This is a genomic window from Alicycliphilus denitrificans, from assembly GCF_044792555.1.
Classification (GTDB): Bacteria; Pseudomonadota; Gammaproteobacteria; order Burkholderiales; family Burkholderiaceae_C; genus Alicycliphilus; species Alicycliphilus denitrificans_A.
On record NZ_CP126238.1, the window covers coordinates 3,195,819 to 3,211,800 of the forward strand.

The 15,982-nt window shown below is 65.7% G+C and carries 17 protein-coding genes; 5 read left to right on the forward strand and 12 right to left on the reverse strand.

Translation table 11 applies throughout. The annotated features are described in order from the left end of the window. The first annotated feature begins 74 nt into the window (after positions 1-74). From P7644_RS15170 to P7644_RS15190, 5 genes are all read left to right on the forward strand, one after another. Positions 75-1,193 carry a branched-chain amino acid ABC transporter substrate-binding protein gene (locus P7644_RS15170; RefSeq protein ID WP_404300080.1) on the forward strand — a complete coding sequence of 373 codons (1,119 nt, stop codon included), beginning with the start codon at positions 75-77 and terminating at the stop codon, positions 1,191-1,193. A 165-nt stretch (positions 1,194-1,358) separates the two neighbouring features. After that, a complete protein-coding gene (livH, locus tag P7644_RS15175; protein ID WP_404300081.1) occupies positions 1,359-2,285 on the forward strand; it encodes a high-affinity branched-chain amino acid ABC transporter permease LivH in 927 nt (308 codons plus the stop codon). Continuing rightward, positions 2,285-3,544 (forward strand): high-affinity branched-chain amino acid ABC transporter permease LivM, encoded by a 1,260-nt coding sequence (locus P7644_RS15180; protein WP_404300082.1) that lies wholly within the window; start codon positions 2,285-2,287, stop codon positions 3,542-3,544. Before livH ends, P7644_RS15180 begins: the two co-directional genes overlap by 1 nt. Beyond that, a complete protein-coding gene (livG, locus tag P7644_RS15185) occupies positions 3,544-4,320 on the forward strand; it encodes a high-affinity branched-chain amino acid ABC transporter ATP-binding protein LivG (RefSeq protein WP_404300083.1) in 777 nt (258 codons plus the stop codon). The genes P7644_RS15180 and livG overlap by 1 nt, the downstream gene beginning before the upstream one ends. Continuing rightward, positions 4,320-5,030, forward strand: a complete 711-nt coding sequence (locus tag P7644_RS15190) for an ABC transporter ATP-binding protein (RefSeq protein WP_404300084.1) — start codon at positions 4,320-4,322, stop codon at positions 5,028-5,030. The genes livG and P7644_RS15190 overlap by 1 nt, the downstream gene beginning before the upstream one ends. A 91-nt stretch (positions 5,031-5,121) precedes the next feature. On the opposite strand, the gene P7644_RS15195 is transcribed toward P7644_RS15190, so the two are convergent. The 12 genes from P7644_RS15195 to lepA all read right to left on the reverse strand — a co-directional run bounded on the left by P7644_RS15195 (position 5,122) and on the right by lepA (position 15,930). Continuing rightward, entirely contained in the window at positions 5,122-5,412 is a 291-nt protein-coding gene (locus P7644_RS15195; RefSeq protein WP_404300085.1) for a DUF2249 domain-containing protein, read from the reverse strand. A gap of 49 nt (positions 5,413-5,461) precedes the next feature. Next, the gene (locus tag P7644_RS15200) at positions 5,462-6,658 is read right to left on the reverse strand and encodes an NnrS family protein (protein WP_404300086.1); all 1,197 of its coding nucleotides are present in this window, start codon (positions 6,656-6,658) and stop codon (positions 5,462-5,464) included. A gap of 130 nt (positions 6,659-6,788) precedes the next feature. Then, complete coding sequence (locus P7644_RS15205) at positions 6,789-7,841, reverse strand: 6-phosphofructokinase (RefSeq protein ID WP_404300087.1); 1,053 nt, start codon at positions 7,839-7,841, stop codon at positions 6,789-6,791. A 17-nt stretch (positions 7,842-7,858) separates the two neighbouring features. Further along, positions 7,859-8,941: a beta-N-acetylhexosaminidase gene (gene nagZ, locus P7644_RS15210; protein WP_404300088.1), complete on the reverse strand. Its 1,083-nt coding sequence runs from the start codon at positions 8,939-8,941 to the stop codon at positions 7,859-7,861. 67 nt (positions 8,942-9,008) lie between these two features. Continuing rightward, a complete protein-coding gene (acpS, locus tag P7644_RS15215; RefSeq protein ID WP_404300089.1) occupies positions 9,009-9,401 on the reverse strand; it encodes a holo-ACP synthase in 393 nt (130 codons plus the stop codon). Positions 9,402-9,458: 57 nt separating this feature from the next. Next, positions 9,459-10,226 carry a pyridoxine 5'-phosphate synthase gene (locus tag P7644_RS15220; RefSeq protein WP_404300090.1) on the reverse strand — a complete coding sequence of 256 codons (768 nt, stop codon included), beginning with the start codon at positions 10,224-10,226 and terminating at the stop codon, positions 9,459-9,461. Next, complete coding sequence (recO, locus tag P7644_RS15225) at positions 10,223-11,002, reverse strand: DNA repair protein RecO (RefSeq protein WP_404300091.1); 780 nt, start codon at positions 11,000-11,002, stop codon at positions 10,223-10,225. Before recO ends, P7644_RS15220 begins: the two co-directional genes overlap by 4 nt. Before the next feature lie 59 nt (positions 11,003-11,061). After that, positions 11,062-11,994, reverse strand: coding sequence for a GTPase Era (era, locus tag P7644_RS15230; RefSeq protein WP_404303224.1), 933 nt, complete (start codon positions 11,992-11,994; stop codon positions 11,062-11,064). A 77-nt stretch (positions 11,995-12,071) separates the two neighbouring features. Beyond that, the gene (rnc, locus tag P7644_RS15235; RefSeq protein ID WP_404300092.1) at positions 12,072-12,758 is read right to left on the reverse strand and encodes a ribonuclease III; all 687 of its coding nucleotides are present in this window, start codon (positions 12,756-12,758) and stop codon (positions 12,072-12,074) included. Then, positions 12,758-13,123 (reverse strand): DUF4845 domain-containing protein, encoded by a 366-nt coding sequence (locus P7644_RS15240; RefSeq protein ID WP_404300093.1) that lies wholly within the window; start codon positions 13,121-13,123, stop codon positions 12,758-12,760. Before P7644_RS15240 ends, rnc begins: the two co-directional genes overlap by 1 nt. Positions 13,124-13,137: 14 nt before the next feature. Then, the gene (gene lepB, locus P7644_RS15245) at positions 13,138-14,115 is read right to left on the reverse strand and encodes a signal peptidase I (protein ID WP_404300094.1); all 978 of its coding nucleotides are present in this window, start codon (positions 14,113-14,115) and stop codon (positions 13,138-13,140) included. 6 nt (positions 14,116-14,121) lie between these two features. After that, entirely contained in the window at positions 14,122-15,930 is a 1,809-nt protein-coding gene (gene lepA, locus P7644_RS15250) for a translation elongation factor 4 (protein WP_404300095.1), read from the reverse strand. Between the last annotated feature and the right edge of the window lie 52 nt (positions 15,931-15,982).

Consider the following 15,982-nt stretch of genomic DNA (forward strand, 5'->3'; position numbering starts at 1 on the left):
CGGTCTTGATCGCAGGCCCCTACCGGGGCCTGATGATTTTTCAGACCGCTTTACCCAAAGTTGGAGATCGTTTTATGAACATTCCGTTCCGCATGCATTCCGTCGTCGCCGCACTGGGCCTGGCCAGCGCCGCTTTGTTCTCCACCGCGCATGCGCAGATCAAGATCGCCATGGTCATCCCGGCCACCGGCCCTGTCACCCAGTACGGTGACATGATCAAGGAAGGTGCCAACACCGCCGTGGAGCAGGCCAATGCCGCAGGCGGCATCAACGGCAAGAAGATCGAGCTGGTCACCGTGGACGACGCCTGCGAGCCCAAGCAGGGCCCCGTCGCCGCCAACCGCGTGATCAACGACAAGATCCACTATGTGGTCGGTCCCGTGTGCTCGGGCGCAGCGATTGCCGCAGCCCCGATCTACAACAACGAGGGTGTGGTTGTCGTGACCCCCTCAGCCACCTCGCCCGCGCTGACCGAGGGCAAGAACTTCCACTTCATCTTCCGCACCATCGGCCGCGACGACCAGCAGGGCCCGGCCGCCGCCAAGTTCATCGCCGAGAAGATCAAGCCCAAGAAGGTCGCCATCCTGCACGACAAGCAGTCCTACGGCCAGGGCATTGCCGCCTCGGTGCGCGACGACCTGAAGAAGGCCGGGGTCAACGTGGCGCTGTTCGAGGGCATCAACGCCGGCGACAGCGACTACTCCGCCGTCATCACCAAGCTCAAGAGCGCGGGCGTCGATTTCGTCTACTACGGCGGCTACCACCCCGAGATGGGCCTGCTGCTGCGCCAGGCCGGCGAGCAGGGCCTGAAGGTCAAGATGATGGGCCCCGAGGGCGTGGGCAACCCCGAGGTCAACGCCATCGCCGGCCCCGCCGTCGAAGGCATGCTGCTGACCCTGCCCGCCGACTTCTCGGCCAACCCCAAGAACGCCGCCATCGTGAAGGCCTTCAAGGACAAAAAACGCGACGCCAGCGGTGCCTTCCAGATGACCGCCTACGCCGCCGCGCAGGTCATCATCGACAGCATCAAGGCCGTGGGCGACAACCCCGCCAAGGTGGCCGATCACATGCACAAGACCACCTTCGAGACGCCCCTGGGCGCCATCGGCTGGAACAAGAGCGGTGACCTGAAGTCCTTCGACTTCCAGATCTTCGAGTGGCACAAGGACGGCAGCAAATCCGTCGCCAAGTAAGTCCGTAGCGACTCCCCCCGACGCCCTTTCCCCATCAGGAACCCGGGCGATCGGGGTTTTTGCCGTTTGCCCTAGTGGCTGTGAAAATCGCCGGCATCCATCGTCGGATGGACTCGCCTGAACGGCACCCCTTTTTGTTCCCATCTCTTTATCGAGAGGCCCAGGATGTCTGAATTCCTGCCGCAGCTGATACAGCAGCTCTTCAACGGCCTGTCGCTCGGAGCGATCTACGCGCTGATTGCCATCGGCTACACCATGGTGTACGGCATCATCGGCATGATCAACTTCGCGCACGGCGAGATTTACATGATCGGCGCCTATGCCGGCCTGGTCACCCTGGCTGCTATAGGCACGCAAAGCGGCCTGCCGGTGGCCGTCCTCATTGCCCTCATGCTGCTGGTGGCCGTGCTGGTCACGGGCACCTACGGCTTCGTGGTCGAGCAGGTGGCCTACAAGCCGCTGCGTAGCGGCCCGCGCCTGGTGGCACTGATCTCGGCCATCGGCATGTCCATCTTCCTGCAGAACTGGGTGGCCCTGGGCCAGGGCGCGCGCGATATGGCCGTGCCCGCACTGTTGCCCGGCGCGCTGCGCTTTGGTGATGAAGGCGGCTTTGAAATCTTCGTGCCCTACACCCGCGTGCTGATCATCGTCGTCACCGTGGTGCTGATGATCGCCCTCACGCTCTACATCAAGCATTCGCGCATGGGCCGCGCCAGCCGTGCCTGCTCGCAGGACATGCACATGGCTGGCCTGCTGGGCATCGACGTGAACCGCGTGATCTCCTTCACCTTCATCCTGGGCGCGGTGCTGGCGGCCGTAGGTGGGGTGCTGATTGCGCTGGCCGTGGGCAAGCTCAATCCCTTCATCGGCTTCATCGTCGGCGTGAAGGCCTTCACGGCGGCCGTGCTCGGCGGTATTGGCTCCATTCCCGGCGCCATGCTGGGCGGTGTGCTGCTGGGCGTGGCGGAAACCTTCGCCGCCGCCTATATCTCGTCGGAATACAAGGACATCGTGGCCTTCGGCCTGCTGGTGCTGATCCTGCTGTTCCGCCCCACGGGCCTGCTCGGCAAACCTGAAGTGGAGAAAGTCTGATGAGCGCCGCTATCACCTCAGCCGCCCGCCCCGGCTGGCGCCAGAACCTGGGTCACGCCCTCACCGCCACGGTGCTCACCGCCGTGGTGGTCACCCCCATCTTCGGCCTGCACCTGGAGCGCGCGGGCGTGCGCACCATCATTGCGCAGCAATGGAGCAACGTGGCCTGGGCCTGCCTGCTGGTCTTCATCGCGCAGATGCTGCGCCCGTTATTGGCAGGCAGCGGCGTGCGCCTGCCCTGGCCCAAGCTGCCCGCCATCCCCGCGCGCCAGCGCGGGGTGTGGATCGCCGCGGCGTTGCTGCTGGCCGTGATCTGGCCTTTCTTTGCCGGACGCAACGCCGTCGACATCGCCACCCTGGCCATGATCTACGTGATGCTGGGCCTGGGCCTGAACGTGGTCGTGGGCTTTGCCGGCCTGCTGGACTTGGGGTTCGTGGGCTTCTACGCGGTCGGCGCCTACACCTACGCGCTGCTGTTCCACTGGGCCGGCTGGAGCTTCTGGGAAGCGCTGCCGCTGGCCGGCGCCGCCTCGGCGCTGTTCGGCTTCGTGCTCGGCTTTCCGGTGCTGCGCCTGCGCGGCGACTACCTGGCCATCGTGACGCTGGGCTTTGGTGAAATCATCCGCCTGCTGCTGGTCAACCTGACGGACTTCACCGGCGGGCCGGACGGCATCTCGGGCCTGCCCAAGCCCTCGGTATTCGGTCTGGAGCTGGCGCGCAGCCCCTCGGCCGAAGGCGCCACCACCTTCCACCAGTTCTTCGGACTGGAGTTCAACTCCATGCACATGGTGATCTTCCTGTACCTGATGGCGCTGCTGCTGGCGGTGGTCACGCTGTTCATCAGCAACCGGCTGATCCGCATGCCCATCGGCCGCGCCTGGGAGGCGCTGCGCGAGGACGAGATCGCCTGCCGCTCGCTGGGCCTGAACCCCATGAAGATCAAGCTCTCGGCGTTCACGCTGGGCGCCATGTTCGCGGGCTTTGGCGGCGCCTTCTTCGCCGCGCGCCAGGGCATCGTGAACCCCGAGTCCTTCACCTTCATCGAGTCGGCCCTGATCCTCGCCATCGTGGTGCTGGGCGGCATGGGCTCGCAGCTGGGCGTGATCCTGGCGGCCATCCTGCTCACCGCCCTGCCCGAGTTTGCGCGCGAATTCGCCGAATACCGCATGCTGATCTTCGGCCTGGTGATGATTCTGATGATGATCTGGCGCCCGCAGGGCCTTCTGCCCATGCAGCGCCACCATGTGGAGGTGAAGTGATGGCCGGCAGCAGCAACAGCTTTCTGCATGTCGAGGGCCTGAGCATGCGCTTTGGCGGCCTGCTGGCCGTCGACGGCATTGCCTTCGATGTCAAGGAACGCGAGATCTTCGCCATCATCGGCCCCAACGGCGCCGGCAAGACCACCGTCTTCAACTGCATCAGCGGCTTTTACCGCCCCACCACGGGCGCCATCCGCCTGCAGGGGCAGGACATTGCCGGCCTGGGCAGCCATAGCGTGGCGTTGCATGGCCTGGTGCGCACCTTCCAGAACGTGCGCCTATTCAAGCACATGACGGCGCTGGAAAACCTGCTCGTGGCCCAGCACCGGCACCTGTCCACCAACCTGCTGTCGGGCCTGTTCAAGACACGCGGCTATCGCGAGAGCGAAGAAAAGGCCTTGCAAAACGCCTTGCACTGGCTCGATTACATGGGCCTGCGCGAGTTTGCCAACCGCCAGGCGGGCAACCTGGCCTACGGCCATCAGCGGCGCCTGGAGATCGCACGCTGCATGGTGACCAAGCCGCGCGTGCTCATGCTCGACGAGCCCGCCGCAGGCCTGAACCCGCAGGAAAAGAAGGACCTGCAGGGCCTGATCGAAAAACTGCGCCAGGAATACGGCGTGGCGGTGCTGCTCATCGAGCACGACATGAGCCTGGTGATGGGGGTGTCCGAACGCATCCTGGTCATGGAATACGGCCGCCCGATCGCCCTGGGCACACCCGACGCCATCCAGAAGGACGAGCGCGTGATCAAGGCCTACCTGGGAGAAGAATGATGCAAGCCATGCTGGAACTCAAGGGCATCAGCACCCACTACGGCGCCATCTGCGCCGTCAACGACGTCAGCCTGCATGTCAACCAGGGCGAGATCGTCTCGCTCATCGGCTCCAACGGCGCGGGCAAGACCTCGCTGCTCATGACGCTGTGCGGCAATCCGCGCGCCAGCAGCGGCCAGGTGCTGTTCGAGGGCGAAGACATCACCAACGCCCCCTCGCACCTCATCATGCGCAAGGGCATTGCGATATCGCCCGAGGGGCGGCGCATCTTCCCGGCGCTCACGGTGGTCGAGAACCTGCAGATGGGCGGGTTCTTCCAGTCCAAGGACGCCATTGCCGAGGGCATGGAATACGCCTTCAAGCTGTTTCCGCGCCTGAAGGACCGCGCCAACCAGCGCGCCGGCACCATGAGCGGCGGCGAGCAGCAGATGCTGGCCATAGGCCGCGCGCTGATGAGCAAGCCGCGCCTCTTGCTGCTCGACGAGCCCACGCTGGGCCTGGCGCCGCTGATCATTGCGCAGATCTTCGAGATCATCCAGGCCATCCGCGCGCAGGGCGTGACGGTGTTCCTGGTGGAGCAGAACGCCAACCGGGCGCTCTCGATTGCCGACCGGGGTTATGTGCTGGAGACGGGCCGCCTGGTGCTCGAGGACACGGGAGCCAACCTGCTCATCAACCCCGACGTGCGCAAGGCCTATCTGGGGCATTGACTCCGCTTCGCACCCGTAAAAAAGGGGAGCGTGCCAAGCACGCTCCCCTTTGTGTTTCAGCGGGCCGCAAGCCCGCGGCATGGGCCATGCCTCAACCGCAGCAGGCACCACCCGAGCAGCAGGAGTCTTCGGCCGCTTCCTTGGACGCGGCCTGCTTGCCGATCTGCACGCGCCACAGATCCGGGCCCTGTTGCAGGTAGGTCCAGGCCACTTGGCCCGGCGTGCGGCCCTCCAGCTGCATGTGCAGCGGCACGGGGTTGTGGTCGTTCACGATCACGAAGGCCTCGCCCGGCTGCAGGGCGTCGAAATGGCCAAAGATCTGCGCGTGGCGTTGATAGGGGGGAATCGTGCGCACGTCGATTTCGGCAATGGTGGAGCTCATGGTTCAACCTTTCAGGTAAAGAGAGAGTCGGAGAGGAAAGAAAAACGGCTCAACCATCCTTGCCGTCGAGGCGGGTTTGCGTGAGCCAGGGGGTGTATATCACCAGATAAATCGCGAAGGCCACGGCCCACAGGCAGGCCGCCGCCTCCACCGCATAGGCATACCAGGCCGGCTGTAGCGCGGGCACCAGCACGCGCGCCACGGCGGCCAGCAGCACCAGGGCATAGGCCGCCACCTCGGCGCGCGAGGCCAGCAGCGGCCGCCCAGTGTGTCCGCGTGCCGTACGCGTCACCATGCCAATGATCAGCCCGCCAATCACGCCCACGGCAAAGGCATGCACGGCCAGCGACACGCCCACCAACCCCCACTGCGCCAACGCCAGCAGTGCAAAGCCGATCGGCAGCCAGGCGTAGGAGGCATGCAAGACCCACAGAATCGGGCGCTTGAGCGTCACCAGCGGATGCCATTTCCACAGGCGCAGGGCATGAAAGACGGCCGCCAGGGCGCTGAGCAGGCCCACCAGCGGCGCAGGCGCGCCCAGCACCCACAGCGCCAGCGTGGCCGCGGTCACGGCCAGCAACGCCAGTTCAAACCTGCGCGGCACATTGATCACCAGGCCCGGCGTGACGTTCTTGGTGAACATGGGCACCACGCGTCCCGTCATCACGCACACCACCATGATGATCAGCGCCAGCTGTGCATACAGCGCCGCCACGGCGGGCACGGCAATGGCGCCCAGCACCGAGAGATGGAACGCCAGGTTGGCGAGCGTCATCAGCACCAGAAGCGAAACCAGGGGGATGTTGCGCTTGTTGCCGGCCTTGATGAGCACGCGCAGCAGCACCAGGGCCACGGCGGGCAGCAGCGCCATGTCCAGCCCCATGAACACCGGGTAGGGAGCCCCCAGCGCCGCGATGCGTGCGGCCAGCCACAGCAGGGCCAGCGTGCCCAGGAGCGGCCCGCGCGCGGTCTCCAGGCCCGTCCAGGCCTTCACGGCTGTGAGCAAGAAGCCCGCCACCACGCCGGCCGCGAAGCCGAACAGCATCTCGTGCCCATGCCACAGCAGGGGCGAGATTTCCAGCTTCAGCTGGAAGTAGCCGAGGAACACCGCCGCCCACACCGGCACCGACAAACAGGCCAGCAGCGCCGCGCCCAGGTAAAACGGCCGGAAGCCCAGGCGCAGCACGGGCCAGCCCTGCAGGACGACGGGCGGCTGCGACTTGTCGGAGATTTGGTGGAGTTGCATCACGAAACTTTAAGAAGCGGCAAAAGGCCCGGAACGGGAACCGCCTATAAGTTTCATTTTACATGACTCTTTATAAAACCGGAACCCAGGGCAGGCAAGACAGGATGGATGGATGGTCCCAGCCCGCCGCTCAATCCCCGAAGCACACGCCGATGTCGCGCGCCATGGCGATCAGCTCATCGTCGGGCGCCACCGTGCGCTGGGTATTCGCCACCTGGGCGATTTCCACGCTGCCGATGCGCCCCTGGCGCAGGGTCACCATGCGGTCCAGGCGTCCTTCGATGACCAGCTGCGCCGCATGGTGGCCAAAGCGCGTGGCCAGCACGCGGTCGAACGGCGTCGGGTCGCCGCCGCGCTGCACATGGCCCAGCACCGTGGCGCGCACCTCGCTTTTCAGGTGCGGCTGCAGCTGCTGGCGCAGCACATGGGCCACGCCGCCCAGGCGCACCGGGTCGGGGCTGCCGGCGACGCGCTCGCGCACGGTGAGGCTGGCGCCGCGTGCCTTGGCGCCCTCGCCCATGCAGATGATGGTGTAGCGTTGACGCTGCTCGCGCTCGCGGCAGCGGCGCGCGATGGCCTCCAGGTCATAGTCGATCTCAGGCAGCAGGATGATGTCGGCCGCGCCGGCGATGCCCGCCTCCAGCGCCAGCCAGCCCGCGTGGCGGCCCATGGTCTCGACGATCATCACGCGGTGGTGGCTGTTGCCCGTGCTCTCGATGCGGTGCAGCGCCTCGGTCACCGTAGCCACCGCCGTATCGAAGCCGAAGCTGCGCTCGCACAGCGCAATGTCGTTGTCTATGGTCTTGGGCACGCCCACGCAGGCCAGGCCAATCTGGCGCAGGCCATGGGCCAGGCTCATGGTGCCATCGCCGCCGATGGCGACCACCACATCCAGGCCCAGGGCCTGCACATTGCGCCCGACCTGCGCCAGGGTGGCCTCGTCGCGCAAGGGGTTGGCGCTGTTGCTCGTGCCCAGGATGGTGCCGCCCATGTGCAGGATGCCCGAGACCTGGTCCCAGGCCAGCGGCTGCGTGCGCGGCGCATCGCCCATCAGGCCCTCGAAGCCGTCGGCAATGCCCAGCACCTCGCAGTGGCCATGGTGGATCAGCGATTTGGTGACGGCACGGATCACCGCATTCAGGCCCGGGCAATCGCCGCCGCCGGTCAAGACTCCTACGCGCATGCTCACTCCTCCGTCATTTATGGCAGCAGGTCCAGCGCGTGCATGTAGGCCGGCTGCACCATCAGGTCGTCCCAGGGCTGGGGCAGAGTCTCGGGCAGCAGCGCCAGGCGGCGCGCCTCGCTGGCGGGGTTGGCCTGCCAGCGGCCCGCGGCCTGGGCTGCGGCCAGTCCGTCCATGAGTTCATCCACGGCACTGCCATCGCCCAGGCTCTGGTTGCACAGCAGCACCAGGTCGCAGCCGGCATTCAGCGCGGCCACGCCGGCGTCGGTGTAGCTGACGACCCGGCCATCAATGCGCCGCGCGCCTTCCATGCTCAGGTCGTCGCTGAAGATGGCGCCGTCAAAGCGCAGCCGGCCGCGCAGGATGTCCTGCAGCCATTTGGCCGAGAAGCCCGCCGGGCGGCCGTCCACCTTGGGGTAGATGACATGCGCCGGCATGACGCTGGTGAGCACCGTGGACAGCCAGGGGTACGGCGCCGCGTCGTCGGCCAGGATGGCCTTGAGGCTGCGCCGGTCCACCGGGATCTCGGTGTGCGAGTCGGCCTTGACGAAGCCGTGGCCCGGGAAATGCTTGCCGCAGTTGGCCATGCCCGCCTGCAGCAGGCCCTGCATCAGCGCGCGCGCCAGCATGGCGACCACGCGCGAGTCGCGGGCGAAGGCGCGGTCGCCGATCACGCTGCTGGCACCGTAGTCCAGGTCGAGCACCGGGGTGAACGAGAAATCCACGCCGCAGGCGCGCAGTTCGCTGCCCAGCACATAGCCCGCCGCCGTGGCCGCGTCCATGGCGCGCAGCGCGCCGCTGCCTTGGCCCGCCTTGCCGTCGTTCATCCAGAGTTCGCCCAGGGCGCGCATGGGCGGGATGTGGGTGAAGCCGTCGGTCTTGAAGCGCTGCACGCGCCCGCCCTCATGGTCCACGCAGATCAGCAGGTCATGGCGCACGGCCTTGATGGCGGCCGTCAGCTGCAGCAGCTGGGCCCGGTCCTGCCAGTTGCGCGCGAACAGGATGATGCCGCCCACCAGCGGATGGGCCAGGCGGCGGCGGTCCACGTCAGTCAGCTCTTTGCCGGCGACGTCGATGATGAGGGGAGCGTGTTCTGTCATGCGTTTTTTGCTTTCTTTTTAATAGCTTAAAGCGCTTTATGAATAAGCGCTGGAGCCGCTTTTTACTTCAATCCTTCTCGACCACGCAAAAGCTCGCGGCGTAGTCGCTCTCGTCCGTCACGCTCAGGTGGCAGCGCAGGCCGCGCGCCTCGAACCAGTCCTTGAGGGCGCCATGCAGCACGATCTGCGGCTGGCCGCTGGGCAGCTTGGCCACCTCGCAGCGGCGCCAGGTCATGGGCATGGTCATGCCCAGCCCTATCGCCTTGCTGAAGGCTTCCTTGGCGGAAAAGCGTGTCGCCAGATAGCGCAGGCCGCGCTCGGGCCAGCGCGCCGAGCGGGCGCGCCAGGTGGCGAGCTCGCCGTCGGCCAGCACTTTTTCGGCAAAGCGCTCGCCGTGGCGCTCCAGGCTGGCGCGGATGCGGCGCACGTCGCAGATGTCGGTGCCTATGCCGTAGATCATGGTTTCAGTTGAAATAGAACTCAAACGCTTGCGCAGAAAGCGTTAGAAGCTATGAATTCAGGAGTCGCGTTCGGCCATGCCCTGGTCTACGCAGCGCTGGTAGGCACGCACCGTGTCGCCATAGCCCAGTTCCAGCGCGTCGGCGATCAGGGCGTGACCAATCGACACCTCCAGCACGCCGGGAACGCCAGCCAGGAAGTCGGCCAGGTTGTCGCGGTTCAGGTCGTGCCCTGCGTTCACGCCCAGGCCCACGGTCGCGGCGGCCATGGCGGCCAGGCGGTAACGCGCCAGCTGCGTGGCCTGCTGCGGCGTGCCCCAGGCGGCGGCGTAGGGCTCGGTGTACAGCTCCACCCGGTCGGCGCCCACGGCGCGGGCGGCGGCCATCTGCTCGGGGATGGGGTCCATGAACAGGCTGACGCGCACGCCCAATGCCCGGCATTCGGCAATCAAGGGGGCCAGCCGTTCGGCATCCTCGGGAAAGCGCCAGCCATGGTCGCTGGTGAACTGGCCCACGCTGTCGGGCACGAAGGTGGCTTGGTTAGGAAGCACCTGGCGTATGAACTCCATCAGGTTGTGCGTGGGGTTGCCCTCGATGTTGAACTCGGCCTGCGGCCATTGCTGCAGCAGCGTGGCCAGCTCGTACACGTCCTGCGCGCGGATATGGCGCTCGTCGGGGCGCGGGTGCACGGTGATGCCCTGTGCGCCGGCCTCCAGGCATAGCTGCGCGGCGCGCGTGACGCTGGGAATGCCCAGATGGCGCGTGTTGCGCACCAGGGCGACCTTGTTGACGTTGACCGAGAGGGCGGTGCGGGGGTGTGAGGTCATAGCGATTGCAGGTCCATCATGAGCTGGCGCGTGCGCAGCAGCGGGCTGCCGCAATGGTATTGCAGCAGCGCACGCAATTGTGCTTTGAGCTCGGTCGCGGCTGGGGCTCCGGCCACGGCGCGCAGCACCGCCGTGTAGCCCGCCGCCCCGCCCTCGTCCAGCGCCCGCTGCAGGGCCAGCCATTGGGCGCCGGCGAGGGCCGCGCGCTCGCCATCGGCGGCGGCGCGCAGGCCGCCTTCGGCCACCAGGGCGTAGCGCGCCTCTGGCGCCAGGGCGCTCAGCGTGGCGGTCTCGGTATCGAGCGCGGGCAGCAGGCCGACCTCGCGCAGCAGCAGCAGCTCGAAGGCGCGCAGCACGGGTTCGAGCGCGTCGCCATGCGCGCCGCTGCCGAGCACGCGCACCACGCCGGCGTACAGGTCGAAGAGCTGGGCATGCGTGTCCTCGCGTGCCAGCAGGCGCATGAGCAGCTCGTTCAGGTACAGGCCCGCCAGCAGCGCATCGCCCCCGGGCAGCACATGGCCGCCGACCCACTCCGCCCCCTTGAGCGTGTGGATCTCACCTCGCCCCAGCTCGCCGCCCAAGCCCCAGGCCAGGCGCAGCGGCAGCAAAGGCAGCAGCACCGGGCGGAAGTTGGAGGTGGGCTTCTTCGCCCCCTTGGCGACCAGGGTCACGCGACCGTAGTGGCGCGTGAACACGTCCAGGATCAGGCTGGACTCGCTCCAGTCATAGCCGTGCAGGATGTAGGCGGGCTCGTCGGCAATGCGGCGCGTGGCCATGATGCAGCTATTCTTTCAATAGCTGTTAGCGCTTTCTGGATAAGCGCTGGAGGCCCATTTCATTCATAGCCGAAGGAACGGACGCGCGCCTCGTCATCGGCCCAGCCGGAGCGCACCTTGACCCAGACCTCCAGGAACACCTTGGCATCCATGAGCTTTTCCAGCTCCTGGCGCGCCTCGGTGCTGATGCGCTTCAACTTCTCGCCCTTCTCGCCGATCACCATGGCCTTGTGGCCGTCGCGCTCGACCACTATTGTTGCGGCGATGCGCAGGAAGCGCTTGTGCTGCTTGCTCTTTTCCTCGTCCCACTTGTCGATGACCACGGTGGAGGTGTAGGGCAGTTCGTCGCCGGTGAAGCGGAACAGCTTCTCGCGCACGGTCTCGCTGGCCAGGAATTTCTCGCTGCGGTCGGTCAACTCGTCCTCGGCATACCACCAGGGCTGCTCGGGCAGGTATTTCTCGCAAATGCCATACAGGCGTTCGATGTCGCCCTTGTTCTTGGCCGACATGGGCACGAACTCGGCAAACGGGTGCCTCTCCTGCATGCCCTTGAGCCAGGGCGCGATCTCGGCGCGGCGGTGCACGGTGTCGAGCTTGTTGGCGATGAGCAGCGTGGGAATGCCGGGCTTGAACAGCGACAGCACCTTGGCGTCGGCCAGCGTGAAGTTGCCGGCCTCGACGACGAACAGGATCAAATCGACATCGCCGATGGCGCCCATCACGGTCTTGTTCAACGATTTGTTCAGCGCCGTGCTGTGCCGGGTCTGAAAACCCGGCGTATCGACAAACACGAACTGCGTCTGGCCCCGCGTGCGTATACCGGTGATGCGGTGGCGCGTGGTCTGGGCCTTGCGGCTGGTGATGCTGATCTTTTGCCCCACCAGCGCATTCATCAGCGTGGATTTGCCCACGTTGGGCTTGCCGACGATGGCGATCAGGCCGCAGCGCTGGCCCTCCTGGCCACTGCCTGCGGGGCGCGATGCGGCCAGCATGGCCTCCAGGTCATTTTGGTCTTTTTGGCCGCCAGCACCCGGCTCATCAGCGCCACCAGCTTCAATATTAATAGCATTCATGCCTGTTTCGCTTTCAATTGGGCCAGTATGGCGCCGGCGGCGGCCTGCTCGGCCGCACGGCGCGATGCGCCACTGCCGCGCGCAGCCAGTTGCAGCTCGGCCACCAGACATTCCACATGGAACACCTGATTGTGCGCCGCCCCGGTGGTGTCCACCACGCGGTACTGCGGCAGGTTCATTTTGCGGCCCTGCAGCCACTCCTGCAACGCGGTCTTGGCGTCCTTGGCGGCCTCCTGCAGGCGCGGACTCAGCTCCACGCCCTCAAACAATCGGTGCACCAGGGCCTCGGCACGCTCGTAGCCGGCGTCCAGGTAGACGGCACCGATGATGGCCTCCAGCGCATCGGCCAGGATCGAGGGGCGCAGCTTGCCGCCGGACTTGGACTCGCCCTCACCCAGGCGCAGCACCTGCGGCAGCTGCAGGCGCATGGCGATGCCATGCAGCGAATCCTGCTTCACCAGCAGGGCGCGCACGCGCGAGAGTTCGCCCTCGGGGAGATCACGCATGCGCCTGAACAACAGGCTGGAGACGGCCAGGCTCAGCACCGAGTCACCCAGGAATTCCAGGCGCTCGTTGTGCTCTGAGGAAAAGCTGCGGTGCGTGACGGCACGCTGCAGCAGCGCGGGGTCGGAGAAAGGGTGCTGCAGCCGCTGCTGCAGCACCGAGAGACTGTCAGTTGGCACTAATTCGTCGATTCTTTGAAACGGTAGAGCAGGTAAACCGGCCCCGCCAGCGGTATTTCACGCGCGTAATTGAACTCGATGACGACCTTGTCGTTGTGCTTGGAGATCTCCAGGTCCTTGCCGGAGATGGAGTGGATGTCATCGATCTGCGCGCTGCGGTCGAACGCTGCGCGGATTTCCGGCACCGTATGGCCATCATGTGCAGCCTTGGCCACCGCCTTCTTGATGGCCATGTATTCGAGGAAGATGGGGATGGACTGCCCGCCGATGGCGAATGCCCCGACGGCGATCAGTCCCAGAAAGATCACGCCGAAGAACGATAAGCCGCGCTGGCGCGACCGTGCTGCCGTGCGTTGCAGACCCATACCTGTCTCCTCCCTCAATTGAACGAGCCTATGCGTTTCAGGTCACCAAAATTCATCCACACGAAGAAGGCCTTGCCGACGATGTTCTGGTCCGGCACAAAGCCCCAGTAGCGCGAATCGAGCGAATTATCGCGGTTGTCGCCCATCATGAAGTAGTGCCCCTCGGGCACCTTGCAGGCCACGCCCTCGACGCTGTAGCGGCACAGGTCGCGGAACTGGAAGTTGCTCGCCCCTTGCACGAAGGCAGGCACCTCGGGGCTGTTCAGGATGCGGTGCTTGTGCGTGCCCAGCTGCTCCTCGAACTGCTTGAAGTAGCGCATCACGTCCTTTTCAAAAAAGTCGGGCAGCCCCGTGGTCTGCACGCTCTGGCCATTCACGGTGAGGCGCTTGTTCAGGTAGGCCACCTCGTCGCCGGGCAGGCCGACCACGCGCTTGATGTAGTCCATGCTGGGCTGCGGCGGGTAGCGGAACACCATGACGTCGCCGCGCTCCACCGGCTTGCCCTGCGTGATCTTGATGTTGAGGACTGGCAGGCGCAGCCCATAGGTGAACTTGTTCACCAGGATCAGGTCGCCCACGAGCAGCGTCGGAATCATCGATCCCGAGGGGATCTTGAACGGCTCGAACAAAAACGAGCGCAGCAGGAACACCACGGCGATCACGGGGAACAGGCCCGCCGTCCAATCGAGCCACCAGGGCTGCATGAGGATGCGGCCCTTGGCCTCGGCCAGGTCGCCGACGTCCACCTTCTGTATGCCCATCCGGTCGAGCTCGGCGCGGCGCTGGGCTGCAGCGTCCTCCAGCGCCTGCGCGGCCTTGCGCCGGCGCGGCAGGAACACCAGCCGCTCGGCCAGCCAGTAGACGCCCGTGACCACGGTGGCCAGGAACAGCAGCAGCGCAAAATTGCCCTCCAGGACGCCCAGGTACCAGGCCCCGATATAGCCCACGAAGGCCGCGAGCACGGCGCCCGTGATGTATTGCATGGCTTGCATCGCTGATCAATCCTCCACTTGCAGGATGGCGAGGAAGGCCTCCTGCGGCACTTCCACCGAACCGATCTGCTTCATGCGCTTCTTGCCGGCCTTCTGCTTTTCCAGCAGCTTGCGCTTACGCGTGATGTCGCCACCGTAGCACTTGGCCAGCACGTTCTTGCGCAGCGCCTTGATGGTCTCGCGCGCGATGATGTTGGCGCCGATCGCCGCCTGGATGGCCACGTCGAACATCTGGCGGCTGATGATCTCGCGCATCTTGGCGGCCACGGCGCGGCCACGGTACGCGGCCTGGGTGCGGTGCACGATGATGGACAGCGCATCGACCTTCTCGCCGTTGAGCAGGATGTCCACCTTCACCACGTCCGACGGCCGGTATTCCTTGAACTCGTAGTCCATCGAGGCATAGCCGCGCGAGACGGATTTGAGCTTGTCGAAGAAGTCGAGCACGATCTCGCCCAGCGGCAGCTCGTAGGTCAGCATCACCTGGCGGCCATGGTACTGCATATTCATCTGCACGCCGCGCTTCTGGTTCGCCAGCGTCATCACCGGGCCCACGTAGTCCTGCGGCATGTACAGGTGCACCGTGACGATGGGCTCGCGCACCTCCTGGATCTTGCCCTGGTCGGGCATCTTCGAGGGGTTCTCCACCATGATGACCTCGCCGTCGCCCTTGACCACCTCGTAGACCACGCTGGGCGCGGTGGTGATCAGGTCCTGGTCGAACTCGCGCTCCAGGCGCTCCTGCACGATCTCCATGTGCAAGAGGCCCAGGAAGCCGCAGCGAAAGCCGAAACCCAGCGCCTGAGATACCTCGGGCTCGAAGTGCAGCGAGGCGTCGTTGAGCTGCAGCTTCTCCAGCGCATCGCGCAGCGCGTCGTACTGGTTGGCCTCGGTCGGGTAGAGACCGGCGAACACCTGGGGCTGGATTTCCTTGAAGCCGGGCAGCGCTTGGGCTGCCGGACCCAGGTTGTTCGGCAGCTTCTTCTCCAGCGTGATGGTGTCGCCCACCTTGGCGGCCTTCAGCTCCTTGATGCCGGCGATGATGAAGCCCACCTCGCCCGCCCGGAGCGCATCGCGCTGCACGTTGGCGGGGGTGAAGACGCCGAGCTGGTTGGCCTCGTAGGCGGCCCCCGTGGCCATCATCTTGAAGCGCTCGCCCTTCTTCAGCTCGCCATCGACCACGCGCACCAGCATCACCACGCCGACGTAGCTGTCGAACCAGCTGTCGATGATCATGGCGCGCAGCGGCGCGTCGGGTTTGCCGCGCGGCGCCGGCACCTTGGCGACGATCTGCTCCAGCACATCGTCGATGCCCATGCCGGTCTTGGCCGAGATGGGAAGAGCCTCGCTGGCGTCGATGCCGATCACATCCTCGATCTCGGCCTTCGCGTTGTCCGGGTCGGCCTGGGGCAGGTCCATCTTGTTGAGCACCGGCAGCACTTCCACGCCCAGATCGAGGGCCGTGTAGCAGTTGGCCACCGTCTGCGCCTCCACGCCCTGGCTGGCGTCCACCACCAGCAGCGCGCCCTCGCAGGCCGACAGCGAGCGGCTGACCTCGTAGGAAAAGTCCACGTGGCCGGGCGTGTCGATCAGGTTCAGGTTGTAGACCTGCCCATCGCGCGCCTTATACGAGAGCGCGGCGGTCTGCGCCTTGATGGTGATGCCGCGCTCCTTCTCGATATCCATCGAGTCGAGCACCTGGGCCTCCATCTCGCGCTCGGCCAAGCCGCCGCAGCGCTGGATGATGCGGTCGGCAAGCGTGGACTTGCCGTGGTCGATGTGCGCAATGATCGAAAAATTTCTGATGTGGTTCATCAACGAGGTACGACAAGTGATTGAATGGCAAGACCCAGGACAAGAAAAAAGG